Origin of the sequence: Hydrogenovibrio kuenenii DSM 12350 (assembly GCF_000526715.1) — a bacterium.
GTDB lineage: Bacteria > Pseudomonadota > Gammaproteobacteria > Thiomicrospirales > Thiomicrospiraceae > Hydrogenovibrio > Hydrogenovibrio kuenenii.
Window position 1 is genome coordinate 1,011,558 of record NZ_JAGP01000001.1, and the last position, 25,930, is coordinate 1,037,487.

The 25,930-nt window shown below is 41.0% G+C and carries 23 protein-coding genes; 17 read left to right on the forward strand and 6 right to left on the reverse strand.

What is annotated here, in order from left to right; all coding sequences use genetic code 11:
• Positions 1–332 precede the first annotated feature (332 nt).
• The 11 genes from tsaE to N745_RS0104820 all read left to right on the forward strand — a co-directional run bounded on the left by tsaE (position 333) and on the right by N745_RS0104820 (position 12,342).
• Complete coding sequence (gene tsaE, locus N745_RS0104770; RefSeq protein WP_024850994.1) at positions 333–932, forward strand: tRNA (adenosine(37)-N6)-threonylcarbamoyltransferase complex ATPase subunit type 1 TsaE; 600 nt, start codon at positions 333–335, stop codon at positions 930–932.
• A gap of 32 nt (positions 933–964) precedes the next feature.
• The gene (locus N745_RS0104775; RefSeq protein WP_024850995.1) at positions 965–2,545 is read left to right on the forward strand and encodes an N-acetylmuramoyl-L-alanine amidase; all 1,581 of its coding nucleotides are present in this window, start codon (positions 965–967) and stop codon (positions 2,543–2,545) included.
• Positions 2,546–2,709: 164 nt separating this feature from the next.
• Positions 2,710–4,608, forward strand: a complete 1,899-nt coding sequence (mutL, locus tag N745_RS0104780) for a DNA mismatch repair endonuclease MutL (protein ID WP_322785928.1) — start codon at positions 2,710–2,712, stop codon at positions 4,606–4,608.
• A 1-nt stretch (position 4,609) separates the two neighbouring features.
• Positions 4,610–5,593, forward strand: coding sequence for a tRNA (adenosine(37)-N6)-dimethylallyltransferase MiaA (gene miaA, locus N745_RS0104785; RefSeq protein ID WP_024850997.1), 984 nt, complete (start codon positions 4,610–4,612; stop codon positions 5,591–5,593).
• Between the two features lie 149 nt (positions 5,594–5,742).
• A complete protein-coding gene (gene hfq, locus N745_RS0104790; RefSeq protein ID WP_024850998.1) occupies positions 5,743–6,003 on the forward strand; it encodes an RNA chaperone Hfq in 261 nt (86 codons plus the stop codon).
• A 51-nt stretch (positions 6,004–6,054) separates the two neighbouring features.
• Positions 6,055–7,350 carry a ribosome rescue GTPase HflX gene (hflX, locus tag N745_RS0104795; protein WP_024850999.1) on the forward strand — a complete coding sequence of 432 codons (1,296 nt, stop codon included), beginning with the start codon at positions 6,055–6,057 and terminating at the stop codon, positions 7,348–7,350.
• Between the two features lie 92 nt (positions 7,351–7,442).
• Positions 7,443–8,645, forward strand: a complete 1,203-nt coding sequence (gene hflK / locus N745_RS0104800) for an FtsH protease activity modulator HflK (protein ID WP_024851000.1) — start codon at positions 7,443–7,445, stop codon at positions 8,643–8,645.
• Between the two features lies 1 nt (position 8,646).
• Positions 8,647–9,504 (forward strand): protease modulator HflC, encoded by an 858-nt coding sequence (gene hflC / locus N745_RS0104805; RefSeq protein ID WP_024851001.1) that lies wholly within the window; start codon positions 8,647–8,649, stop codon positions 9,502–9,504.
• A 59-nt stretch (positions 9,505–9,563) separates the two neighbouring features.
• Positions 9,564–9,752: a DUF2065 domain-containing protein gene (locus N745_RS0104810; RefSeq protein ID WP_024851002.1), complete on the forward strand. Its 189-nt coding sequence runs from the start codon at positions 9,564–9,566 to the stop codon at positions 9,750–9,752.
• Between the two features lie 67 nt (positions 9,753–9,819).
• Positions 9,820–10,995, forward strand: a complete 1,176-nt coding sequence (locus tag N745_RS0104815; RefSeq protein ID WP_024851003.1) for an ATP phosphoribosyltransferase regulatory subunit — start codon at positions 9,820–9,822, stop codon at positions 10,993–10,995.
• Positions 10,996–11,019: 24 nt separating this feature from the next.
• On the forward strand, positions 11,020–12,342 hold the full coding sequence (locus N745_RS0104820; RefSeq protein ID WP_024851004.1) for an adenylosuccinate synthase: 1,323 nt from the start codon (positions 11,020–11,022) through the stop codon (positions 12,340–12,342).
• A gap of 103 nt (positions 12,343–12,445) precedes the next feature.
• On the opposite strand, the gene N745_RS0104825 is transcribed toward N745_RS0104820, so the two are convergent.
• The gene (locus tag N745_RS0104825) at positions 12,446–12,802 is read right to left on the reverse strand and encodes a response regulator (RefSeq protein ID WP_024851005.1); all 357 of its coding nucleotides are present in this window, start codon (positions 12,800–12,802) and stop codon (positions 12,446–12,448) included.
• Between the two features lie 158 nt (positions 12,803–12,960).
• On the opposite strand from N745_RS0104825, the gene N745_RS0104830 reads away from it, so the two are divergent.
• Complete coding sequence (locus N745_RS0104830) at positions 12,961–14,862, forward strand: SurA N-terminal domain-containing protein (RefSeq protein WP_024851006.1); 1,902 nt, start codon at positions 12,961–12,963, stop codon at positions 14,860–14,862.
• Between the two features lie 69 nt (positions 14,863–14,931).
• Here the strand turns inward: N745_RS0104830 and N745_RS0104835 are convergent, their stop codons facing one another.
• Genes N745_RS0104835 through N745_RS0104850 form a run of 4 tightly spaced genes read right to left on the reverse strand, consistent with a single transcriptional unit; the run spans position 14,932 to position 17,679 of the window.
• Positions 14,932–15,204 carry a cupin domain-containing protein gene (locus N745_RS0104835; RefSeq protein ID WP_024851007.1) on the reverse strand — a complete coding sequence of 91 codons (273 nt, stop codon included), beginning with the start codon at positions 15,202–15,204 and terminating at the stop codon, positions 14,932–14,934.
• A gap of 37 nt (positions 15,205–15,241) precedes the next feature.
• Positions 15,242–15,913: a high frequency lysogenization protein HflD gene (gene hflD / locus N745_RS0104840; protein ID WP_024851008.1), complete on the reverse strand. Its 672-nt coding sequence runs from the start codon at positions 15,911–15,913 to the stop codon at positions 15,242–15,244.
• Positions 15,910–17,109 (reverse strand): tRNA 2-thiouridine(34) synthase MnmA, encoded by a 1,200-nt coding sequence (gene mnmA, locus N745_RS0104845; RefSeq protein ID WP_024851009.1) that lies wholly within the window; start codon positions 17,107–17,109, stop codon positions 15,910–15,912. The genes hflD and mnmA overlap by 4 nt, the downstream gene beginning before the upstream one ends.
• Before the next feature lie 12 nt (positions 17,110–17,121).
• Positions 17,122–17,679: an rRNA large subunit pseudouridine synthase E gene (locus N745_RS0104850; protein ID WP_038071038.1), complete on the reverse strand. Its 558-nt coding sequence runs from the start codon at positions 17,677–17,679 to the stop codon at positions 17,122–17,124.
• Positions 17,680–17,885: 206 nt separating this feature from the next.
• Here N745_RS0104850 and N745_RS0104855 point away from each other — a divergent pair, with 206 nt between their 5' ends.
• Positions 17,886–20,105 carry an NADP-dependent isocitrate dehydrogenase gene (locus tag N745_RS0104855; RefSeq protein ID WP_024851011.1) on the forward strand — a complete coding sequence of 740 codons (2,220 nt, stop codon included), beginning with the start codon at positions 17,886–17,888 and terminating at the stop codon, positions 20,103–20,105.
• A 134-nt stretch (positions 20,106–20,239) separates the two neighbouring features.
• On the forward strand, positions 20,240–21,595 hold the full coding sequence (locus N745_RS0104860) for a response regulator (protein ID WP_024851012.1): 1,356 nt from the start codon (positions 20,240–20,242) through the stop codon (positions 21,593–21,595).
• A 66-nt stretch (positions 21,596–21,661) separates the two neighbouring features.
• On the opposite strand, the gene N745_RS0104865 is transcribed toward N745_RS0104860, so the two are convergent.
• Positions 21,662–22,231: a PhnA domain-containing protein gene (locus N745_RS0104865; RefSeq protein WP_024851013.1), complete on the reverse strand. Its 570-nt coding sequence runs from the start codon at positions 22,229–22,231 to the stop codon at positions 21,662–21,664.
• Between the two features lie 189 nt (positions 22,232–22,420).
• Between N745_RS0104865 and N745_RS0104870 the strand changes: the two genes are divergently transcribed.
• From N745_RS0104870 to clpA, 3 genes are all read left to right on the forward strand, one after another.
• Complete coding sequence (locus tag N745_RS0104870) at positions 22,421–23,209, forward strand: DnaJ domain-containing protein (protein ID WP_024851014.1); 789 nt, start codon at positions 22,421–22,423, stop codon at positions 23,207–23,209.
• Positions 23,210–23,364: 155 nt separating this feature from the next.
• Complete coding sequence (gene clpS, locus N745_RS0104875; RefSeq protein ID WP_024851015.1) at positions 23,365–23,679, forward strand: ATP-dependent Clp protease adapter ClpS; 315 nt, start codon at positions 23,365–23,367, stop codon at positions 23,677–23,679.
• Positions 23,679–25,928 (forward strand): ATP-dependent Clp protease ATP-binding subunit ClpA, encoded by a 2,250-nt coding sequence (clpA, locus tag N745_RS0104880; RefSeq protein WP_024851016.1) that lies wholly within the window; start codon positions 23,679–23,681, stop codon positions 25,926–25,928. Before clpS ends, clpA begins: the two co-directional genes overlap by 1 nt.
• The last annotated feature ends 2 nt before the right edge of the window (positions 25,929–25,930 follow it).

Sequence of the window (25,930 nt, forward strand, 5' to 3'; positions counted from 1 at the left end):
AGATTTTGGAAAAAATATTCAAAAGATTGTGCGAAATAAGCATGTTTTTTTGTAGTAAAAAATCCACAGTTGCAAATTTTGTTGATTTTAGGGTTTCTTTTTTATCTAATTTCTATAGAATGATAGCTAATTAGTTGAAATATATATCAAATACAGTAATTTTTTTGGAGCTAAATTGCTTCTACTTTGTTGTATTTATTATATTTTTTCTGTGTTGAGATGGCTTTAAAGGCTTTTGTAATGGCCATTTGAAGCAAAGTAGGCTTTATTGGCAAACAAAAAATAAAATCAATAAATTGCTAGTTGATAGCGGATATTTTTAACAAAAGACGATGCAGACAACACAAACAAATATTAACGGTAAGTTGGCAGATGAGTCGGCAACCGAAGCTTTAGCAAAATTATTGGCGCAAGCGTTAAGCCAGTTGGCAGATGAGCACGAAAGAGAGCATAAAAATCTGCCAGGCTGGGGTAGCGATAACAAACTAGATAACGGGCTGGTTATTTATTTAGAAGGTAACCTCGGTGCGGGGAAGTCCTTTTTTACTAGAGCGTTAATTCAGAGTTTTTTACCAGGACAAAAGGTAAAAAGCCCAACCTATACGTTGGTTGAAACTTATGAAGGCCCTTTGGGTGAGATACATCATTTTGATTTATATCGATTGTGTGATCCTGAAGAGTTAGAGTTTTTAGGTATACGAGATTTGTTAAAAACGCATTTTTTATCTTTGGTGGAATGGCCATCTAAAGGTGAAGGCGTTTTACAGGGAGCAGACCTTGTGATTCATTTGCAATATGCGAGTGAGTTGGGGGAAGGAGAAGGTCGCTCTTTTACAATAACCCCCGTTACGGATACAGGTGGTCGTCTTGCCAAAAAACTGTCAGAGTTGGTTAAAAACTCTGGCATGGAATTTGGTTCACAAGATGTATAAATGAAGAACTTGGAAAAGCGATGGGTAATGCCATGACTAGAAAAATGCATACAACCGGAAAGTCCTCTTTTATCTCGATGCTGATAATGTTTTTGGCGTTGATTTATACGTCTAATGCAATGGCTTCGGCAACCTTGTCGAAAATTCGTGTAGGTCAAACCAATGAAAAAACTCGCATTGTGTTCGATATCAAGCATAACCACTATTTCAAAGTACGAAAACTAAATAACCCTTCTCGAATTGTTGTTGATTTCTATAAAGCGAAAAACGATGTTTCCTTCAAGAAAATGAAGTTTCTTGATCCAAGGTTAAGCAGAATTCGTTTGTACAGCCAAAAAGCTAGAACACGTGTGGTTTTGGATTTAAGAAAAAATTATGATTTCCGTTATTTCACTTTGGCAAAAAACAAGTTTGGTGCGGAGCGAGTAGTGGTGGACATTACCAAGCGTTTGCCAAGTGTTAAGCCTAAAACCATTGCGAAGAAGGTTTCAAAACCGAAACCAAAGATTATTGCTAAAGCAAAACCAGTTATTAAAAAAGTGGCTAAGCCTCCTGTTAAAAAGGTAGCGGTTAAAACAAGCGCGAAACCTAAAGTTGTCAAGGTTAAGCTTGCGGATGCTGGTTCAAAGAAAGCAGTAGCCAGTGTTAAACACGTAAAAAAATTCACTAAAGATATTGCGGATGAGCAAAGTACGCGAGATGTGATGAATGCTGGAAGCTCAGTGTTCTATCCAGAGAATAAAGATTTAATTGTGGCGATTGATCCAGGGCACGGTGGTAAAGATACTGGTGCAATCGGGGTACACGGCATTTATGAAAAAAATGTTGTGTTGGCAATGGCGAAAAAACTGAAAAAGTACATTGATGCCCAACCGGGTATGCATGCCGTTCTGACGCGTGATCGTGATGTTTTTATTCCTTTAGGGAAGCGTGTGCGTTTAGCGCATAAGATGAATGCGGATATATTTATTTCAATTCATGCAGATTCCTTCCCAGACAGAAGTGCGCGAGGTGGTTCTGTTTATGTATTGTCAACTCGTGGTGCAAGTTCTGTTATGGCGCGCATTTTAGCCAAGTCTGAAAATGCTTCTTTGAACGATATTAAATTGAAAGGCCGTGATTCGGATGTGGCATTTGTGTTGTCTGATTTGTCTCGCGAGGCAAATATTCGTGCGAGTCGTAAGCTTGCTAGAACAGTCTTGGGATCAATGGGGCGTTCGGTAACACTGCATAAGCGTAGTGTACAAGCTGCTAATTTTGCGGTGTTAAAGTCAATTGATATGCCGTCTATGTTGATTGAAACTGCGTTTGTGTCGAATCCTAAGGAAGCACGCAAACTGAAGAATAGCTTTTTCCAGGATAGAATGGCGAAGTCGATTGCTTTGGGTGTAACAAAGTTTGTCCGTAATAACGCTGATGAGCCTAGATGGGGTGAAAAACTGTATTTGCATTATCGCGTACAAAGTGGCGATACGCTTTCGGAGATAGCTGCCAATTATAAAATCTCAACGCGAACGCTAAAACGCATTAACCATATTAAGAAAGCTGACCGTCTTTATGTTGGCAAAAAACTACGCATTCCGGTATCCGATAGTGTCGTAGCATCGCTTTAATGAACTACTCCTAAGTATTTAAAGGCCTTCATTGGCCTTTTTTTTCGTCTTGAATTTATGTGTTGTTTGCTGTGTTTGAGTTGATTGCCGTGTGAATTGCAGTTTGGAATCTGTATAATCGTTAGCCATTAATTCAAGTCTTTAAATGTGTGGTTTAAATCGTTTTGCAAACAGAAACTTCCAGTCTTTCAGATATGCCCGAACCTACCGAAATGAATGTGTCTAACTCCTTTGATAAGGAAATTGCATTATTACCCAATTATTTAGCGGATCAGATTGCCGCTGGTGAAGTGGTGGAGAGACCTGCATCTGTTGTGAAAGAGTTGTTGGAAAATGCCTTGGATTCTGGCGCAACGCAAGTAGATATTTATATTGAAGAAGGCGGTGAAAAACGCATTACGGTGGTAGATAACGGTTGTGGTATTCGCAAAGAGCAAATGATGTTAGCTGTGAGCCGTCATGCAACCAGTAAAATTGCAAGTTATGATGATCTAACAGCGGTTTCAACACTGGGCTTTCGTGGAGAGGCATTGGCAAGTATTAGCTCCGTTTCTAGATTTACGTTAACCAGTTGTCATCACCAAAGTAAGCACGCGTGGAAATTGAGTGGAGAAGGTGAGTCTGGTTGGCAAGAGGTGCAACCTACGGCGCATCCTCAGGGCACATGTATAGAAGTGTGTGATCTCTTTTTTAACACACCAGCACGCAAAAAGTTTTTACGCTCTGCACGCACAGAGTTCTCTCATATCGACCAATTGGTTAAACGTGTGATGTTAAGTCGCCCAGATGTTTCGATGAAGCTGGTGCATAACAATAGCGTGGTGCGTCAAGTGCAGGTTGCACAGGACTTGGCCGCATTAAAAGTACGTCTAAAGCATTTAATGGGAGCGCCTTTTGTCGACCAGAGCTTTAGTGTCGATTTTGAAGCGCAAGATATTCGATTGAGTGGTTGGGCAGGTTATCCAACGTTTAACCGTGCACAAACCGATATGCAGTATTTGTTTGTGAATGGTCGTATTGTTCGTGATCGTTTACTGTCTTATGCTGTTAAGCAAGCCTATGCAGATGTTTTGTACCATGGTCGTCACCCAGCTTATTTACTGTTTATTGAAATGCCATTTGATTTAGTGGATGTGAATGTTCATCCTGCCAAGTATGAGGTACGTTTCGCTAATGGTCGTTGGGTTTATGATTTTTTGAGACGTTCTGTTCGTGAAATTGTGACTAAACCTGTCGGTAATGTAGGTGGTGCTAGTTCACCCGGTAAGTCGTTAAATATTGCCGGAGATATGAATCATAACGAACAGGCTTATCAAGCATCGATGGCATTTCAAAGTTATGATAATGCATCAGATAGCCAATCCAATATGACTGTTTCGGAGCCAGGTCTTTCTTACGGCCAAACGGTTGATGTTTCTAAGTTGCAGCCCAGTTATGATGCATTTGAAAAAATTGAGCAGGATGCGCGGTCATCAAGCTCACCGGTATTGGGTTATGCCAAAGCACAAATTAAAGGCGTGTTTATTTTGGCAGAAAATGAACAAGGTTTGGTATTGGTGGATATGCACGCAGCGCATGAGCGTATTGTGTATGAGCGTATGAAGACACAATGGCAAAAGGATCGACTTATTTCACAACCGCTATTGGTGCCGATTGTTATTGCGATGGAAACATCACAATTAAAAACATGGCAGAGTTTTGAACCTGAATTTCAGCGTTTGGGCTTTGAAATGGAACCTTTTGGCCCTGAGCAGTTAAAAGTGACAGCGGTGCCTGCGCTTTTGGCAAAATCCGATGTAACCAATCTTATTCATGACATGATTGCAGATTTTGCAGTGGTTGGCGAATCTCAAGCGGTTGAAGAAAAAATCAATGCTATTTTATCTACCATGGCATGCCATGGATCAGTGCGAGCACACCGTCAGCTAACACTAGAAGAAATGAATGCTTTGTTGCGCGACATGGAGGCAACGGATGCCTCTTCACAATGTAATCATGGCCGTCCAACATGGGTGCAGTTATCAATGGAACAGCTGGATGGGCTGTTTATGAGAGGGCAATAACTTGCAAGACAACTTGAAATTCTCTAACGATGAGATTGAAAAATTAATCGAACAAAAACAATGTCTGGCGATTATGGGACCGACGGCATCCGGTAAAAGCCGCTTATCGATGGCGGTTGCAGAGTGCTTGCCAGTAGAAATAATTAGTGTCGATTCTGCATTGATTTATAAAGGAATGGATATAGGGACTGCTAAGCCTTCGGAAGAGGAAATGCAGCAAGTGCCGCATCATCTGATTTCTATTTTAGAGCCGACAGAGAGTTACTCGGCGGCCGATTTTGTTGATGACGTACATAGACTGGTGCCGGAGATTTTTGCACGAGGTCGTATCCCGCTTTTGGTAGGTGGGACAATGATGTACTTCAATGCTTTGCAAAAGGGAATGGCGAAATTACCGTCGGCAGATGAGGCTTTGCGTGAAAAGCTGTTTGCTGCATGGCAGGCAAACCCGAAAGAAGTGCATGCCAGGCTCGCGGAAGTGGATCCTGAAGCGGCGGATAGAATCCATGCTAATGATTCACAGCGCTTAACGAGAGCCTTAGAGGTTTATGAACTGACGGGCAGGCCCTTGAGTGAGTTGCAAAAAGCGGAACAAGGTGAGGGGTTGACTGAATTTAAATTGGCGAAGGTCGCTTTGATGGCAGAAGATCGCGCCAAGTTGCATGAACAGATTGCAGTTCGTTTTCAACACATGATTGACCAGGGTTTTTTGGCGGAGGCGGGTTGTTTGTTTCAGACGCCAGCGATTCATCCGGATTTACCTTCAGTAAGAAGCGTTGGTTATCGACAGGCTTGGCCTTTCTACCGTGGGGAGTATGGCTTTCAAACGTTTGTTGAGAAAGGAATTGTGGCGACACGACAGTTGGCTAAACGACAAATTACTTGGTTACGAAAGGAAGCGGTGGATTTGGTTATAGACCCTTTTGAAACAAGTTTAGATCAACAAGTCGCAGAGACCTGTGGCCTTTTGAAAGGCGATCTTTAGTTTACTTTTGATTGCTGTTTACGTTTGTGATTGCGTTATGGTATTATTTTGCTATCTGCGTGTATCAGAAATAGACAGACAGTTACGCAGAACATAAAAATACAAATACAACATACAACGCAAGAAAACTCTTAGAACAAGGAATAATCATGGAGAATAAGAAAGTGACCAAAGCTTTGCCGATTCAGGACCCGTATTTGAACGCGCTTAGAAAAGAAAAAATCAGCGTAGCCATTTATTTGGTAAACGGGGTTAAGTTGCAAGGCCGAATCGATTCTTTCGATCAGTTTGTCGTACTGTTGCGCAGCAACGTAACACAAATGGTTTACAAACATGCAATTTCAACTATCGTTCCTGCTCGTGATCCTAAAGCTTACGAATTTGAATCTACAGACTCTTCTGACGCATAATTCCTTGTTGAAACAAAATTTTCCTATCAAGCGTGAGTCTTTCAAGTAACCATGGAGTTATTTGGAAGGCTTGAGCAGCGTGAACTTGAAAAAGCCGTTTTGGTTCATGTTGATTTCTACCAAGAAGCAGACCGTGAGATTCTCGAAGAGTTCTATGAACTTGTTGATTCAGCAGGTGCTGAAATCGCAGAGTTGATCACGACAAAACGTCAATCTCCTGACCCTAAATATTTTGTTGGTAAAGGCAAAGCCGAAGAAATTAAAGATGCCGTTGAGTTGCATGAAGCAGATGTGGTGATTGTTAATCATGCTTTATCGCCTGCTCAAGAACGCAACCTGAGTCAGTATTTGGAATGTCAGGTACTTGATCGTGTGGGGCTGATTCTCGACATCTTTGCGCAGCGTGCGCGTTCACATGAAGGGAAATTGCAGGTTGAATTGGCACAGCTTAAACGCATGGCAACACGTCTTGTAAAAGGATGGTCGCATTTAGATCGTCAGGGTGGTATTGGTGCGAGAGGGCCAGGGGAAACCCAGCTTGAAACGGACAGACGTTTGATTCAAGGTAAAATCAAACAGCTCGAATCCCGTATTGAAAAAGTACGTCATCAACGTCAACTCGGGAGACGTTCGCGCAAAAAATCAGACATGTTAACTGTAACGATTGTTGGTTACACTAACGCTGGGAAATCTACTTTATTTAATCAGATGACGCAGGCTGGTGTTTATGCAGAGGATCGACTCTTTGCAACCTTGGATGCGACGCTTCGTAAGGTTCGTTTGCCTGGCGCTGGTTCGGTTATTTTTGCGGATACAGTAGGATTTATCAGACATATTCCACATGATTTGGTGGCGGCATTTCGTTCAACCTTAGAAGAAACCAGTGAAGCCAATTTGTTGATTCATTTGGTGGATGCGTCTGACCCTCACAGAGAAGAAAAAATTGCTGATGTGCAAGAAGTGATTAAAGAAGTCGGTGCAGAAGAGGTTCCGCAGTTATTGGTATATAACAAGATCGACTTGCTTGATCCACCTGTACAGCCTCACGTTGATTTGAATGATCAGCAACTGCCAGAGCGAGTATGGGTTTCTGCAAAAGACCAGCAAGGCATAGAATTGATGTTAGACTCTGTTGCTAGCTATTTTAGAGGTAAGTTTATAACGGTGAAACTGACGCTAGATGTTTCTGCCGGAAAGCAACGTGCCGAACTTTATACGCTAGGAACGATTTTAAATGAAGGGTTTGATGAGCAAGGTAATAGTGAATTTACCATGTGTTTGACTGAGCAGGAATGGGCAAGCATTCAAAACTGGCCGGAAATAATCCAAACTGAGTTGCAAGCTTGATAAGCAGGATAGCTTGCTAATAAGAATAATTGATGACTTTTGTGGTCATTAAAACTAAAATATCGAATCTATTTCAATTTCTGGAGAAAAGAATGGCGTGGAACGAGCCGGGTAAACCAGGACAAGATCCATGGGGCAATAACTCTAACGGTCCTAATAAACCAAAGGGTCAGAAACCTGATCCTGATTTGGATGAACTGTTAAAAAAATTGCAGAGCTTTTTAGGTGGCGGCGGCAGTAGCGGTGGCTTTAGTGCTAAAGGTGCTGGTGTTGCGGTGATTGTTGCAATTATCGTATGGCTATTAAGCGGTATTTATACCGTTGATTCTCCAGAAAGAGGAGTTGTGAAACGCTTTGGTGCTTATGCTGAACAGACAACAGCTGGTTTGCATTGGCATTTGCCTTGGCCGATTGAATCAGTCACGTTGGTGAATGTTGATCGTATCCGTACAGCAGAAATTGGTTATCGTTCAGACTCGCGTAATAAGGGCAGTAATGTTCCTTCTGAGTCATTGATGCTGTCTAAGGACGAAAACATCGTTGATATTAAAATCGCGGTACAGTACAAAGTTAGCGATGCTAAGAAATATCTTTATGATGTCTCCGATCCTGATATGACACTTCGTGCTTTAACTGAAAGCGCGCTACGTGAAGTTGTTGGACAAAATACAATGGATTTCGTTTTGACAGAAGGTCGTGACGAAGTTGTTAACAAAGTTAAAATCATTACACAAAAGAACTTGGATAAGTATGAAACAGGCTTGTTCATTACTTCTCTAAACTTGCAAGATGCTCAGCCACCTGAGCAGGTGCAGGATGCTTTTGCTGATGTGGTAAAAGCCCGTGAAGATAGAGAACGTTTAATTAACGAAGCGGAAGCTTATTCAAACGATATTTTGCCGAAAGCAAGAGGTAATGCGGCAAGACAAATTGAAGATGCGCGAGCTTACCATGACTCAGTTATTGCAAGAGCAACAGGTCAAGCGAGTCGATTTGACAGTATTGTAGCTGAGTATAAAAAAGCACCTAAAGTTACGCGTGAGCGTTTGTATATTGATGCGATTACTAATGTATTGGAATCTACGTCTAAGATTTTCGTAGGGTCTAGCAGCAGTAATAATCTGTTGTATTTGCCTTTAGATAAAATGATTGGTAATAATGCGCCAAAAGTTCCTTTCAAGTCAGCAGATAAGCAAGGGGGGGGCTTGAATACAAATACATCTTCTCAACCAGTGAAAAGCTCGAATCCACGGAGCAATATTCGCGAACTGTTAAGAACTAGGGAGCTGCGTTAAGATGAGAGCAATTTTATTAGTTATCGCTGCTGCGGCAGTTCTGCTGGGTGTTAGTTCTGTGTATACCGTACAACAAGGACAAACAGGCCTTTTATTCCGCTTTGGTGAGATTGTTAGTAGTAATATCAAGCCCGGGCTGCATTTTAAAATGCCATTCGTGAACAATGTGCGTACTTTTGATGCGCGTTTACAAACATTGGACGCTGCACCTGAACGTTATTTAACCAGTGAAAAGAAAAACCTGATTGTGGATTCTTTTGTTAAATGGCGTATTGCTGATGCGAAGCGCTTTTATACCACGATGAATGGTGATATTCGTTTGGCGAATATGCGCCTTGCTCAGATTATCAAAGACGGCTTAAGAGCTGAATTTGGTAGCCGTACTGTTCAAGAAGTTATTTCACAAGATAGAAAACTGATTGTAAGTGATATTCGTAAGAAGACAGCGCAGGCTGTAACTTCTTTCGGTATTGACTTAGTTGATGTTCAAATCAAGCGCGTTGATCTACCACAGAATGTCAGTGAATCGGTTTACAGAAGAATGGAAGCTGAGCGAAATCGTGTGGCTAAAGACTTACGTTCTCAAGGTGCTGAAGCGGCAGAGAAAATTCGTGCTGATGCAGACAGACAACGTACGATTATTTCAGCAGATGCCTACCGTGATGCTGAGAGCATCCGCGGGGAAGGGGACGCTAAGGCAGCAGGCATTTATGCTAAGGCATACAACAAAGATGATGAGTTTTATGCTTTTTATCAAAGCTTAAATGCTTACCAGCAAGCGTTTAAAGACAAGTCTGATGTGATGGTTGTTGATCCTAAGTCGGAATTCTTTAAATACTTTAATCAACAGAAAAAATAAACCCTTAGGTTTTAAAATGAAGAAGGTGGCATTGACCACCTTTTTTATGGAAATAAATTATGTTGGATAATATATTAATTAGTGCGATTGCTTTAGTCTTTATATTTGAAGGTTTGATGCCTTTCGTATTTCCGCACTTTTGGCAAAAAATGATGTCAGAAGCTGTAAAAATGGAAGAGAAAAAGATTAGGTTAATGGGTTTGATTAGCTTGGTAGTCGGCATGGTTATTTTGTTTTTAATGGCCTAATTATCCTTCGGTCACTTTTGGCTAAACTAGACAAATTTTATTTTAGAAAACGATAGAAAGAGTTTTAATGCAACAGAATATTTGGTTCACCCCTGACGGTATTGAAGATTTGCTTCCTGAAGAAGCAAAGAAGCTTGAATATTACCGACGCCAGCTTTTGGATGGTTTTGAGTCATCAGGATATGATTTAGTTTTACCGCCAATTGCAGAATATACAGACTCACTTTTAACGGGTACTGCACGACATCTAGCAACCGATACTTGTCGCTTTCCAGACCAAGAATCTGGTCGTATGATGGGGGTAAGAGCTGATATGACCCCTCAAGTTGCCCGTATTGCGGTGAATCGCTTGAAAAACAAAGGTCAAATTACTCGTCTTTGTTATGTTGGTGAAGTACTGAAAACTCGAAACAATAAGGCTAAAGGATCACGTAGCCCTATCCAAGTTGGCGCAGAGCTTTTTGGTCACCAAGGTGTTGAAAGTGATATTGAAGTCATTGCGTTAATGCTAAGCTCTATTCGAGCTTTGGGTTTGAATGACTTAACCTTGAGCTTGGGTCATGTTTCTGTTGTTGAAGAGTTAATGCGATTGGCTCAGTTGAATAAAAAGCAAACACAGCAGTTGGTTGATATTCTGATGCGAAAGTCAGTGCCAGAATACAATGAGTTTGTTGCTAGTTTATCTTTAAACGGTTCTTTAAAAACAGCCTTTGAAAGTTTGTTGTCGTTATGCGGTGATGCGGATGAAGCCTTGACCAAGGCACAAACTGTTTTGACAGGGTTGTCCGCAGAAATGGACGAATGTATCGAACGTTTAAAACAAGTCATGTCTTATTTTCAAGCGGCCTCTAAATTACAGGGGATTCATTTGGATTTAGCTGATTTACGTGGTTTTCAATATCATACCGGTATTATTTTTGGATGTTATGCGGCAGGCCAAAAGCTTTATATGATTGCCAAGGGTGGTCGTTATGATGAAATCGGTTCGGATTTTGGTTCAGCCCAACCAGCGACAGGGTTTAGTTTGGATTTGAGAAGTACGCTAGATTTGCTTGCTTGTCCGCCGACTCCAGAAAAGAAAGTGATTTATGCGCCTATTGAGGCCGATCCAGAGTTGGTTCAAGAAATTTTAAATTTGAAAAAAAGTGCGGTTGTTAAACGCTATTACGAATTGTCTGAAGTTCCTACAGGTAGTGAGTATTTAAGTAAGCAAAATGACATCTGGCAGTGTGTTCAAAAATAGTTCCTTTGAGTAAAGAAGAAAGAAATGGCAAAAAAGAATATCGTTGTAGTCGGTACCCAGTGGGGCGATGAAGGTAAAGGTAAAATAGTCGATTTGTTAACAGATCGTGTAGCAGCAGTGGTTCGCTTTCAAGGCGGGCATAACGCCGGACATACCTTGGTCATTGATGGTAAAAAAACCGTATTGCATTTGATTCCGTCTGGAATCTTAAGAGAAGAAGTAGAGTGTTTTATCGGTAACGGCGTGGTTTTGTGTCCGCAGGCATTAGCCAAAGAAGTTTCGGAGCTAGAGGCTTCGGGACTTTCTGTTAGAAGTCGTTTGAAAATCAGTGAAGCCTGCCCATTGATCTTGGATTATCACGTTGCTTTAGATCAAGCTCGTGAAAGAGAAAGAGGTTCTAAGGCAATTGGAACTACAGGGCGCGGTATTGGGCCAGCTTATGAAGATAAGGTTGCTCGTCGTGGTTTGCGAGCAGGTGATCTAAAAGATATGGCATCGTTAAAAGAAAAGTTAGCATCGACTTTGGAATATCACAATTATATGCTGACAAACTACTATAAAACGGATCCAGTTGATTTTGATGCTCAATGGGCAAAATGCCTAGACTATGAAAAAATGATTTTGCCGATGTTGGCCGATATTCCAAACTTAATTGACCAATATAACCGTGCTGGCAAAAACTTGATGTTTGAAGGTGCTCAGGGAACGTTATTGGATATTGACCAAGGAACTTACCCTTATGTGACTTCGTCAAACACCACAGCAGGTGGTGCAGCGGCAGGTAGTGGTGTTGGCCCTTGTCAGATTGATTATGTATTGGGCATTACTAAGGCTTATGCAACACGTGTCGGTGCAGGACCTTTCCCAACAGAACTTGTTTATGATGTTGCCAATGATGAAGGTGATGAAATAGGCAAGACTCTAGGCACACGTGGACAAGAGTTCGGTGCAACGACAGGTCGTCAAAGACGTTGTGGTTGGTTTGATGCAGTTGCGTTGCGTCGCTCTGCTCAAGTTAACAGTTTAACGGGGGTCTGTTTGACGAAATTGGACGTATTGGATACGTTGGATGAAATCAAGGTCTGTACACATTATTTGCGTGATGGTGAGACTTTGTCTTTGCCGCCATATAGTGCAGATGAATATGAAGAAGTGGAGCCTCAGTTTCATACGTTAAAAGGTTGGAAAACTTCAACTGTTGGTATTGCGTCATGGGATGCCTTGCCTGAAGAAGCGAAAACCTATATTCGATTCTTAGAAGAGCAAATGGGAGTTCCTGTTTCGATTCTTTCAACAGGTCCAGACCGTGCAGAAACGTTAATTTTACAAGACCCTTTTTCGTCTTAAGATAAAAGAAGTGTTTGTAATAAAAAAACCGCCAACAGGCGGTTTTTTTATAATTGATGTTTTTAGTTGGGCTATGGTTATACCCCAGCCTGGCAGATATTTGTTATAGAACTTTTCGGATAATGGCTGGGAGTTTTGCAGGGTCGAAAGGCTTAACAATCCAGCCCGTTGCGCCCAATTTTTTCCCTTGGTCTTTCATTTCGCGACTGGCTTCAGTTGTCATCATCAAAACTGGAATAAATTTATAGTTTTCAATGGCACGAACGTTTTCTAAAAACTCTAAACCATTCATTACCGGCATATTGATGTCGGAAATAATGACATCGTATTGTGACTGCTGGGCAGCATCTAATCCTTCTTGCCCGTTAGATGCCAGTGTAATGTCAAATTCTGGACTTAAAACCATTTCTACCAGCTTTCTCATGGAGGGAGCATCATCGACATAAAGTATTTTGTTCATGGCCTGTTTTCTCTTATATTTTTGTACGCAATTCTATCATAGCTCTTGGTTAAATATCCTAGAAGCAGGGCTAGGTGAAATTAATATGAAACCCATGCAATAGCCTGATAAAATACCGACTTTAAATTTAAATTTCATTAGAAAATAGGTTGTCGGTAATGTTACAAAGCATTAGAGAACACGCGCAAGGATGGATTGCGTGGATTATCGTAGGTTTGATTATTATCACTTTTGCACTTTTCGGTATTCAGCAATATGCTCAAGGCGAGAAAAAGACCGCAGTAGCAGAAGTAAATGGTAAAGATATTACAGCAACAGATTTTCTGAAGCTTTATCATCGTCAAAAAGCACGTCTTAAACAGCAATTTGGCGACATGTACGACCAGGTAGTGAAAGACGACCAGCTTAGAGACCAAGTTCTTGATGCGTTAATTGAATCATCAGTTATTGAGCAATGGGCGAAATCTCATAATATGGCGATTACTAATGCTGAATTATCAATGGTGATTCAGTCTGCAAAAGTTTTCCAAAAAAACGGTAAGTTTGATCAACAAACCTATGAAAACCTATTGGCACGTAATGGCTTAACGGTTGGAGGCTTTGAGCAGGAGCAACGTGACTTCTTATTGGAAACGCAAACCCGTCAACTCACTTCAGCTTCAGAAGTGGCACCAAACAGTTTGTTTAAACATTTAGTTGATTTGCAATATCAACAACGCAAAATGAATGTTTTAAAAATTGATCAAACTCCATTAATGAAAATGGCGGTTATTTCACAAGACGAGATGCAAGATTATTACGACAAGCATAAAGCTAAATTTGTCATTCCAGAGCAAGTTAGCATTGATTATGTTTTGTTGTCTGAAGATGAGTTAGCAAAAAAAGTTAAAGTTACTGATGATGAATTGAAAGCTTATTATCAAGATAACAAGGATCAATTCACTGAGTCAGAGCAAAGACAAGCTAGCCATATTTTGATTCGTATTGATGGTAAAACCGATGCAAAGCAGGCATTAAAGAAAATTCAGGATATTCGTAAGCAGCTTGTAGCTGGTGCGAAGTTTTCGGATTTAGCTAAGAAATACTCTCAAGATCCTGGCTCAGCTAAACTGGGTGGTGATTTAGGTTTGTTCCAGCAGGGTATGATGGTGCCAGCTTTTGATAAAGCGGTTTTCTCAATGAAGTTAAATGAAATCAGTGAACCAGTTAAGACCAACTTTGGGTATCACTTAATTAAGCTGACGAAAATTGAACCTAAACGTACTAAGAGTTTTGCGGAAGTGAAATCGGATGTTGAAGGCATGTACCGTAAAAAACAGGCTGAGAAACAGTATTTTGATTTACTTGATAAGCTGAGCTCTGTTGCTTATGAACAGCCAGATACTTTAGAGCCTGCCGCTGATGTTGCAGGTATTGATGTTAAAACCTCAGAACCATTCTCTAAAGCAGGTGGTGATGATGAGTTAACGCAAAATTCAAAAGTGATTAAGGCTGCATTCTCGGAAGATGTTATGAAGGGGAATAATAGTTCTTCAATTGAATTATCGCCTACGTCATCTGTTGTTATTCGTATTCATAAAATGATTCCTGAAAAACAACAAGCATTTGACGAAGTAAAAGACGAAGTTGAGCAGGCTCTAAGAAAAGATGCAGGCGTTCAAGCTTCTGCTGACTTGGCTAAAGGTATTTTGGCTAAAGTTAAAGCGGGGGCAGATCTGAAGTCTATGGTGCGCAATGGCGTCACTTATCAGCAAACTGACTGGCTTGATCGTCAGAATAGAAAAGTCTTACCACAGCTGATAGCTGCGTTGTTTAAAGCGCCTAAGCCAAAAAATGGTAAACCTTCATATTCAACTTATAAGTTGCCTTCAGGCGATTCTGTTGTGATTGAAGTGACAGGCGTGCGCGAAGGCAAGTTGCCTGGTGATAAAGAAGAGTTAAAGCAGCTTAAAGATTCAGTTGCTGGTGTACTAGGTGATGCAGAAGTGCATGCACGCATTAAGGCATTGTTAGCCGCTGCAAAAGTCGTTAAGAAGCCAATTTATAAAAAGATTAAATAAGTTGGAATTAACCAGTACAAAAAAAGCGCCTTTTAGGCGCTTTTTTTTATGTTTAAAGAAAAATGAATTTTATTTAAATTGATAGTGCTTTTTGACTGGTGAGTGAATAGTCCACTCACAACTTAAGCCTTGTGGGAAGGTTACCAAGTCCCCTTTACCAAATTCAAATGTTTGTCCATTGGCGGTAACGGTTACTTTACCTTCAAGTAGGTAACACACTTCTTCCGTATCATAGTGCCAAGGAAAGTTGGATGCTTCTTTTTCCCATATTGGCCAGTTAAAAACACCAAGCTTGTTTAAGCTGTCTTCGGCTGGTTGATTTTGTATTTTGACATCTGCCATAGTTACTCCGTTGCAATTGATAACGAAATTGAGAAATTTAATCTTGATTGAAATAAGACGAATCTGATGGCGGTGGTGTGCGCGACAGTGTTTGTGCATCTCTTAAGTATCTTTTTCTTGACCAGAGAAGCCCCCAACGACTACCTCCCACTTGACGCCATAACATAGATGCGCGGATACCTGCTAGAAGCAGGCTGCGAATTTTGTTGGCGATTAATGGGTTTTGCAGATGACCATGTGCACCATTGACCATAATGCGTGGCGATAGCGAACTAATGTTTTCGGTATAAGCTCTAGCCAATGAGGCAATGACGTTTTCGTGAAAATCACCAAAGTGTTCACGGCTGGAACGAGCTGACTCTATCACGCTAAAAATTTTGTTAAGTGCTTCAGGAGAGTCGGATACCTTCTTCTCAAGAATCATTAAGTTCAGTACGTACTTGGTGACCTCAATATTGCGTATTTGAGCAGCTTGGCTTGAATTCATTTGTCCTAATAGGGTAGTGACGCCTTTTTGGATGTTCATGACATCGCCACCAAAAACATCCAGCGTATCTTTCGGATTGTCACAAAACAAAGAGTTGATGCTGGTTTCATAGGCAAGCGTATCTGTTTTACCTGTTGTAGCGAGTTCAAAAACCTGTTGAGCAACTTGGTAAATACCAATGAGTGCAATGGTTTTATCTTGATCAGTATAGTTTTGATTCATACACATTCCACTTTGCTTGATGACAGTTTGTCTGAACAGTATTCAGGGATGTTTTCTAGCTCATGATAACGCTGAGAAATAATGGCGCCCCCTAAACAATCTTCTCCTTGATAGAAAACAATTGATTGCCCAGGGGTAATCGCTGTTTGAGGTTCGTCAAAAGCAACGATAATGGTATCGTCGTTTTGCATGACGATTATACAAGGTTGTTCAGGTTGTCGATAACGCACTTTAGCCTTTAAAGCAACGCCGACTTCAGGTGCATGGCCTGCTGCCCAATCGCAAGTGTCTGCCACCAAGTAACGGTGGTTGAGCAAAGGGTGGTCGGCACCTTGAACGGCGATTAATTGATTTTTTTCTAGATCTTTATCAGCCGAAAACCAAGGTAGTCCAGAGTCGCCATGACCACCACCAATTCCTAAACCTTTGCGTTGCCCTAACGTAAGGTACATAAGGCCATCATGCTTACCTATGATGTTGCCACTTGTATCGACAATGTCGCCAGGTTTGGCAGGCAAAAACTGCTGCAAAAAGTCTTTGAACTTGCGTTCACCAATAAAGCAAATACCTGTGCTGTCTTTTTTATCGTGCGTGATTAAATCGGCTTCTTCTGCCAATTGACGCACATAAGGTTTTTCAAGCTCACCAATCGGAAAGAGTGATTTTGCCAACTGGTTTTGTTGCAAAGTATAAAGAAAGTAGGTTTGATCCTTATTGTTATCCAAGCCTTTCAGTAGGTGGAATTTCCCTTTTTCATCTTGATGAATGCGTGCATAGTGACCGGTTGCAATATAGTCGGCCCCCAGTGTCATGGCGTGATCAAGAAAAGCTTTGAATTTGACTTCTTTATTACAAAGAATGTCTGGGTTAGGGGTTCTGCCGGCAGCATATTCGGTTAAAAAATGCTCAAATACGCGATCCCAATATTCTTTGGAGAAATTTTCGACATGTAGAGGAATGTCTAGCTTTTCGCAAATTGCCAAAACATCTTTTAAGTCTTCGGCAGCAGGGCAGTAGTCTTCCGTATCGTCACCTTCCCAGTTTTTCATGAAAAGTCCCTCCACTTGATAACCTTGTTGCTTAAGTAACAAAGCTGTGACGGACGAGTCTACACCACCAGATAAGCCTACGATAACTTTGGTGTCTGTTTTGGGTTTTGATGCTGAGGTGTCAGCAAATGATAATGTTTCTTTCATAAAGTTATTTTATCATGAAATTTCTTGCATGATGGATTCGCCCGACGGTAGATTTTTTAGTTGGTAAGGGCCAATTTTTATGCGGATTAAGCGTAACGTTGGGAAGCCTACGGCAGCCGTCATACGGCGGACTTGGCGGTTTTTCCCCTCAGTAATTGTTAGTTCAACCCAAGAAGTAGGAATGTTTTTACGCTCTCGAATGGGTGGATTGCGTGGCCAAAGCCACTTAGGCTCGTTAACTTTTTTAGCTTGAGCCGGGCGAGTAGTACCATCTTTGAGCACAACACCTGTTTTTAGCTGGCTGATTGCATTAGAAGAAATGTCGCCTTCGACCTGAACCAAGTAAGTTTTAGGGAGTTTGTGTTTTGGGTCAGCAATTTGATTTTGCAGCTGTCCGTCATTGGTGAGAAGCAATAGACCTTCGGAATCTCTGTCTAGGCGGCCAGCGGCATAGAAACCAGGGCAGTCAATATAGTCTGCCAGAGTTTGACGTTGCTCTCGATATTGAGGTTCATCTGTAAACTGACATAAGACATTAAAAGGTTTGTTGAATAATAATATTTGTCGCATGGTATTTTTGATTTGTGGCATTCAATGATGCGAAGAATAAAGCTTACAATCACAGGGCTTGAAGTTATGCAAAGCACGCCAGAGTAAGTTAAAATAATGCGTATTTTAACACTTTCTTTTAATGTTGATGCATTTGGCAAAGAAGTTCTGCGACTGCAGTTCTTTAATAGTCAACTCACCGATGCTCGAAATTAGGATTTCATTTCATGACTGCAAAGATTATTTATACCTTAACTGACGAAGCGCCAGCTCTGGCAACCTTTTCATTTTTACCGATTGTTGAAGCTTTTACAAAGGCGGCAGGGGTTTCGGTTGAAACTAGAGATATTTCGTTGGCGGGTCGTATTTTGGCGAACTTCCCTGAAAAACTATCTTCTGAGCAACGCATTGGTGATGCTTTGGCTGAATTAGGCGAGTTGGCAAAAACACCTGATGCAAACATTATTAAGTTACCAAATATCAGTGCTTCTATCCCGCAATTAAACGCAGCAATCAAAGAGTTGCAAGAAAAAGGTTATAACATACCTGATTACCCTGCTAATCCAGCAAACGCAGAAGAAGAAAAAGTTAAAGCAACTTATGCGAAGGTTTTAGGAAGCGCAGTTAACCCTGTATTGAGAGAAGGGAATTCAGATCGCCGCGCACCTCTTTCCGTTAAAAACTATGCAAAGAAACACCCGCATTCAATGGGGGCTTGGTCAGCCGATTCCAAAACAAAAGTTGCACATATGTCTAATGGTGATTTTTATGGTTCTGAAAAGTCGGTGACTTTGTCAGAAGCAACTGAGTTTAAAATTGAATTTGTTTCCGATAAGGGTGAAATTAAAGAATTAAAAGGTTATGCACCATTGCAAGCTGGTGAAATTATTGATGCAGCCGTGATGAGCCAAAAGGCACTTCATGCGTTTTTGCAAGAGGCGGTTGCCGAAGCAAAAGTCGAAGGGCTGTTGTTTTCCGTACACCTTAAAGCAACCATGATGAAAGTCTCAGACCCGATTATTTTTGGTCAAGCTGTTTCGGCGTACTTTGCTGAAGTATTTGAGAAATATGCAGATGAATTCAAAGCGTCCGGTGTTAACCCCAATAATGGCTTGGGAGATGTGTTTGCCAAAATCAAAACCTTGCCAGAAGCAAAACAACAAGCGATAGAGTCAGATATTCAAGCGACGATTGATGCGAAAGCAGATATCGCAATGGTTGATTCCGATAAAGGGATTACAAACTTACATGTTCCTTCGGATGTGATTGTTGATGCTTCTATGCCGGCGATGATTCGTACCTCTGGTCAAATGTGGAATAAAGACGGTAAGCAGCAAGACACCTTGGCTGTGATTCCGGATCGCTGTTATGCAGGTGTTTATCAAGAAACAATTAATTTCTGTAAACACCATGGAGCTTTTGATCCAACGACAATGGGAACAGTGCCTAATGTTGGTTTGATGGCGCAAAAAGCTGAAGAGTATGGGTCACATGATAAAACTTTCCAAATGACAGGAGCAGGTGTTGTACGTGCATTGGATAAAAATGGAAACGTTTTATTAGAACAGCCTGTAGAGGATGGCGATGTGTTCCGTATGTGCCAAGTCAAAGATGCGCCAATTCAAGATTGGGTGAAGCTAGCAGTAACTCGCGCCCGTGCAGCTAATATACCAGCAGTGTTTTGGTTGGATCCAAATCGTGCACATGATCATCAGGTTATTGAAAAAGTGAATCACTACCTGCTTGACCATGATACGACTGGTTTAGAAATTCATATCATGTCTCCTGAAGAAGCGACACGCTTCACTTTGCGTCATATTAAAGAGGGTAAAGATGTTATCTCGGTGACGGGTAATGTTTTACGTGATTACTTGACTGACCTATTTCCAATTTTGGAATTGGGGACTTCAGCCAAAATGTTGTCGATTGTGCCTTTGATGAATGGCGGTGGGTTGTTTGAAACTGGCGCGGGTGGTTCTGCACCTAAACATGTACAGCAACTGTTGTCTGAAAACCATTTACGTTGGGATTCGTTGGGTGAGTTTTTGGCTTTGGCAGTGTCTCTCGAGCACTTGGCAAGTCATTTTAACAACCCTAAAGCAAAAGTTTTGTCCGAAACACTAGATAAAGCGACAGGTCGTTTCTTGGAGAACAATAAATCACCTTCTCGTAAGGTGGGTGAGATTGATAACCGAGGCAGTCATTTTTATTTGGCAATGTATTGGGCGCAAGAGTTAGCTGCACAAGCTAGTGATGCTGATTTGAAAGCGACTTTCCAGGCAGTTGCAGATGCAATGACACAAGATGAAGCATCAATTATAGATGAGTTGAATAAGGTACAAGGCCAGGCAGTTGATATTGGTGGTTACTACAAGTTAGATCTTGGGTTGGTTAATCAAGTTATGCGACCTAGTCAAAAGTTGAATGATATTGTGACCAACATCTAAGTCTTTAAAGCCCGCTTTGTGTGATGCTATTCTGCGGGCTTTTTAGAGAACTTTAAACAGGGGTAAATGAAAGTCATGTTATATGAATGGATCTTTATGAGTCTCTGTTTCAGCTCAAAAGGTTAAAACAGTTTATGAATGTTTTGATTGTAGACCCGTCATCGAGTTATCGTGAAATTGTTAAGCAAATTCTACTAGCTGAAGATGTCAATGCGCTCGAGTATGTCAATGGTGCTGAAGCACTTGCCTATCTTGAAAAGAACAAACCCGATGCGATCAGTATTTCCCATGAATTGGGTGATATGGATAGTTTTGCATTTCTAAAAAAAATAAAAGAAAACAGTAAGTTGGATAATATTCCAAGCTTTCTTCTAACTTCAAATACTACTCAGGAATTTAAGCGTAAAGCCTATGATGCAGGTTTTACTGAAGTGTTTATCAAATCTGATTTTGCAACGTTGAAGCGTGCACTACGAAGCCTTGTGCTTTATGCAACAACCAATATTGCGGCAAAGGTTCTGTATATAGAAGATGCGCAAAGTACGGCTGACTATACAACCTATATTATGAAAACTGCTGGTTGGGAAGTGGTGCATGTTAAAAGTGGTGAAGAGGCTGCTGAGCTATTAGATGAAGAGCATCATTTTGATTTGGTTGTGACTGACTTGGTGCTGGAAGGGCGTATTAGTGGTATTGGTTTGATAAACCTGATTCGTCAGGGAAATGAGTCCATTCGCGGTATTCCGATTTTAGCAGTATCAGGCTGGAATGATTTGTTGCGACAGTTTTATGTGCTCAAACATGGGGCTGGAGATTTCATTGCCAAGCCTTTTCATGAGACAGATTTTTTAGCTAGAGCAATTAATCTGATACTAAATAAGAAGAAGTTGGATAAGGTTAAAGAAACGCAAAAGGCCTTGTATGAAAAAGCCAATATAGATGCCGTAACAGGTCTGAATAATCGGCATTTTATGGAAGAATTCGGTTCTAAGATTGTTAGTGATGCAATTGAAAATAATGAGGGAGTTGCACTGGCCTTGTTGGATATTGATCGCTTTAAAGAAATTAATGATGGAAGTGGTCATGCTTGCGGTGATGAAGTGTTGCGTCAGGTGGCTTCTTTAGTTAAGAGCTTGAGGCATTCTGGAGATGTTGTTGCTCGATTTGGTGGCGATGAAATCGTTTTGCTTATGCCTGGCTGTGAACCTCATGTTGTTGAAGAGCGTATGGAGGAAGTTAGAGCGGGTATTGAGAAGTTGTCTCCAATGGGAGTTGGCGTAACAGCTAGTATAGGTGTTGCTTGTCATGATAAAAGAGTGATTTCAAGATTGGTCGCTTTATTAGACAGTGCAGAACAAACGTGTCATGATGATTTGAAAGTGGACTTTGATACTTTATTTAACGCTGCAGACCATGCTTTATACGCAGCGAAAAGAGATGGCAGGAATCGGGTTTGCGTCAGTGACTTACTCGATCATGTGGAAGTTTAAGAAATTCAACGGTAGAAATAAAAAACTCTCCTATAAGGAGAGTTTTTTATAGGCGGTTTGGTTTGTTTAAGCTTTCTTTAAAAAAGCTGCAACCAATACGATCTGGGTTCCGTTAACCTTACCTTCAATGTGTAGAGGGTTATCAGTCAAGTGAATGCTTTTCACAAGCGTTCCACGTTTGGCTGTAAAGCCCGCGCCTTTAACGTCTAGGTCTTTAATTAGTGTGACATCATCACCTTCATTTAAGATGGTTCCGTTGCTGTCTTTTGTTGGTGTTGTGTCATCATCTTCGCTAGGCATGCCTGCTTCAGCCCATTGACGTACATCATCTGCTAAGTACATCATGTCTAGCAAGTCCTGTGGCCAGCCTTCGCCTCTCAATAGATTCAACTGTCTGTAAGCCATAACTTGAACAGCTGGCACTTGGCTCCACATGCTATCGTTTAAACAACGCCAGTGGTTTGCATCCATAGTTTCTGGGTTTTCGATTTGGCTAGCACAGGTTTCGCAAACAAGAATTGACTGATCAGCAGAACCATCACTAGGCGCTACTTCATAAACGCGTAAATTGTCTTCTGATCCACAAAGTTCACATTTATGTCCACTTCTTTCCTGTAAAGTTTGTTCTACACTCATTATTGATATCCCTTTTAATTCGAGAGGGTATTATCCTTTATTCGAAGTGCTTTTTGGAAAAAATCTACCAGGCTGGGTAGGTCGTTTTTGTTTTGTTATTTGCTTTGTTTTTCCCCATAAACACGTTAGAATAAAAATCGATTTTAAGAAGTTATATCAGGTTTTTATAGGCGCTCCCCATACTCTAGAATGCTTAATTCTCCCTTTGATGTCACAAAAGATTATTTTGCTATATTAGGCATACATCATCTTGCTTGTGATAAGACCATTAAACAAGCCTACCGCAAAATGGCGAGGCGGTATCATCCTGATGTCTCCAAAATTCATAATGCGACGCAAAAGTTTCAGGAAGTTTCTGAGGCGTTTGAAATTTTAATCAAGCATAAAGACTCATATTGGACGGCTTTTTGTCGTTACCACAATCGTTCAACTGAGACTGGGGATAAAAAGCCAGGTCAGCAATCGTCACAGCAGACAAACGGTGCAAAATCAGATTACTGGCGTTATACGCAATCAAGAAAGCCTGTTCGAGGAAAGGATAAAGTGATTACTTATCCTTTGACTTTGCGTTATGCGATTCGTTTGCTAAAGATAGGTTATTTCTATATACCCGGATTAAAAATTCGGATGAAATTTTCGCGATTAGCTTTTCAGGGAAAAACGTTTCGAATTAAAAATAGAGGGTACCCTGGGTTATTCGGTGGTGAAAATGGCGATTATCTAGTGAAATTCAGTTTAAAAATGACTGGGTTGAAATGGGAATTGAAAGGGTCTGATTTATATGGTGAGATAGAAGTGCCAAGCCCTATGCTGATGTCAGGAAATCAAATTGAGTTGGAATCACCTGTTGGGCCGCTTAAATTGATCGTTCCAAATAATTATTCGTCAAAGCAATATATCAAAGTTGAAAATATGGGACTGCCAGGAGATGAGCTTCATTCCCCTGGGCACCTTTTTGCAAAACTGATTGCGGCGTGATTGTTGCTAGTTAGCGTTTGTTAGCAAGAATTTTGGCGTATCAAATAAAATCGTGCTTGATTACCGTTTGTTTGCCCATATATTATGATTAGGAAGAAATGCATAAATGGATTGGTTTTCCGCTTTGCATAAATGCAGATTTTATAGGATATTAAATGGCAACTAGGCCTTATGATGATGACGGCGCAATTTTAGAAGCGGTAAAAATTCCGGTAAAGCCACCGAGACGTTATCAAGTTGTATTGTTAAATGATGATTTTACACCGATGGATTTTGTAGTAGAGGTGCTGATGCGTTTTTTTGGTATGGACGAAGCAAAAGCCGTTGCGGTTATGATGTCAGTACATTCTCAAGGAAAAGGCGTGTGTGGCGTGTATAGTAAAGAAGTCGCTGAAATGAAAGTAATGCAAGTAAATCATTATTCAAGAGAAAATCAGCATCCCTTGCAGTGCCAAATGGAGATTGTTTAATGTTAAGTAAAGAATTGCAATTAACTCTGAGCAATGCCTTCAGTTTGGCGAGTGAGTACGAGCATGAATATGTCACGTTAGAGCATTTGCTGCTAGAGTTGCTTGGACTACCGTCAGTAAGAGAGGTGGTTGAGGCATGTGGTGCTTCTGTTCAAAAAATTGAATCGGAGCTTGAAGCTTATCTTGAGACTGAAACCGCCTCGGTAAAACCAGAAGAACTTTTGCCTACCATGGCTTTTCAGCGTGTTATTGAACGTGCCATTTATCTAGTGCAGTCTAATGGATATAACGAAGTTACCGGTTTACACGCACTGGCCTCTATTTTCTCTGAGCAGGATTCTCAAGCCGTTTACGTGCTTGAATCTTGTGGTGTGCATCGTGTGGATGTATTGAGTTACATTTCTCATGGTGTGATCGCGCAGCAACAAGAAGATTTTTTAAATACCAGTTCAACACAAGAAACCAAAGAAGAAGTTACGGGTGAGCAAGAAAGTGATCCTCTAACAAGCTTCAGTCTGAACCTTAATGAGTCAGTTAAAAAAGGGCAAATAGACCCTATTATTGGTCGAGATTGGGAGTTGAATCGTACGCTAGAAGTCCTGTCGCGTCGTCGTAAAAATAATCCGTTATTGGTTGGTGAACCTGGCGTGGGTAAAACTGCAGTGGCAGAAGGCTTGGCTTATAAAATTGTTCATAACGATATTCCAGAGCAGCTTCAAGATGCTGTCGTTTATAGTTTAGATATGGGAGCTTTGCTTGCAGGAACGCGTTATCGTGGTGATTTTGAGAAGCGTTTTAAAGCACTTCTAAAAGCATTGGAAGAACAACCGCATTCAATATTGTTTATAGATGAAATTCATACCATTATTGGTGCCGGTTCTGTTCAAGGTGGAGCAATGGATGCCTCTAACTTGATGAAGCCTGCTTTGGCTTCTGGTAAGTTACGTTGTATCGGTGCGACAACCTATGAAGAGTATCGTGGTATTTTCGAAAAAGACCGTGCTTTGGCAAGACGTTTCCAAAAAGTTGATGTGCGTGAACCAACACAGCAGGAAGCGTTTGAAATTCTAAAAGGATTGAAGACCCAGTTTGAAGAACATCATGGTGTTAAATACACCTTGCCAGCTCTGCGTACGGCGGTAGATTTGTCAGCACGTTATATTAATGACCGCCATTTGCCGGATAAAGCGATTGATGTCATTGATGAAGCAGGTGCAAAACAAGCGTTGATGCCAAAGAGTAAACGACGTAAACAGATTTCTGTGAATGAAATTCAGCAAATCGTTGCCAATATTGCGCGTATTCCAGTATCGCAAATCACGCAAAAAGAGCGTGATAAGCTGCATACGCTAGAAGAAAGTTTGAGACGCGTTGTATTTGGGCAGGATGAAGCAGTTGCTCAAGTCGTGTCTGCAATTAAGCTTGCTCGTTCAGGTTTGAATGAGCCTGATAGACCAACGGCTTCTTTCTTATTTACAGGTCCGACAGGGGTTGGTAAAACAGAATTAACCAAACAGTTGGCACACCATCTAGGTATTGAGATGGTTCGTTTTGATATGTCTGAATACATGGAAGCTCATTCCGTTTCTCGTTTGATTGGTGCACCGCCTGGCTATGTTGGTTTTGACCAAGGTGGTTTATTGACTGAGGCGGTAAACAAGCATCCTCATTCAGTTGTCTTGTTAGATGAAATAGAGAAGGCGCATCCAGACGTGTTCAATCTGTTGCTACAGGTGATGGATAATGGAACGCTGACGGATAATAATGGACGCAAAGCAGACTTTAGAAACGTGGTGTTGATAATGACCTCAAACGTTGGTGCAACTTATGCCTCACGTTCTTCTATGGGCTTTTTAGAGCAAGATCATTCATTTGATGTGGATGGTGAGTTGAAGAAAGTGTTTACGCCTGAGTTTCGTAATCGTTTAGATGCCGTTATTCAGTTTAAACGATTGTCATCTGAGGTTATGCATTCTGTTGTTAACAAGTTTATCTATGGGCTTGAAGCAAGCTTGGCAGATAAAAAGGTTGAAATTTCTCTTACCAAAACAGCACAAGACTGGTTGGCTGAGAAAGGTTATGACCCATTAATGGGGGCTAGACCGATGGCAAGATTGATTCAAAATGCCATCAAGAAACCTTTAGCAGATAAATTGCTCTTTTCATCGTTGAAAGATGGTGGAAAAGTAGTTGTGGATCTGGAAAAAGACAAGCTTGTTTTACTGGTAGATGAACCCGCAGAGGTTTAGTT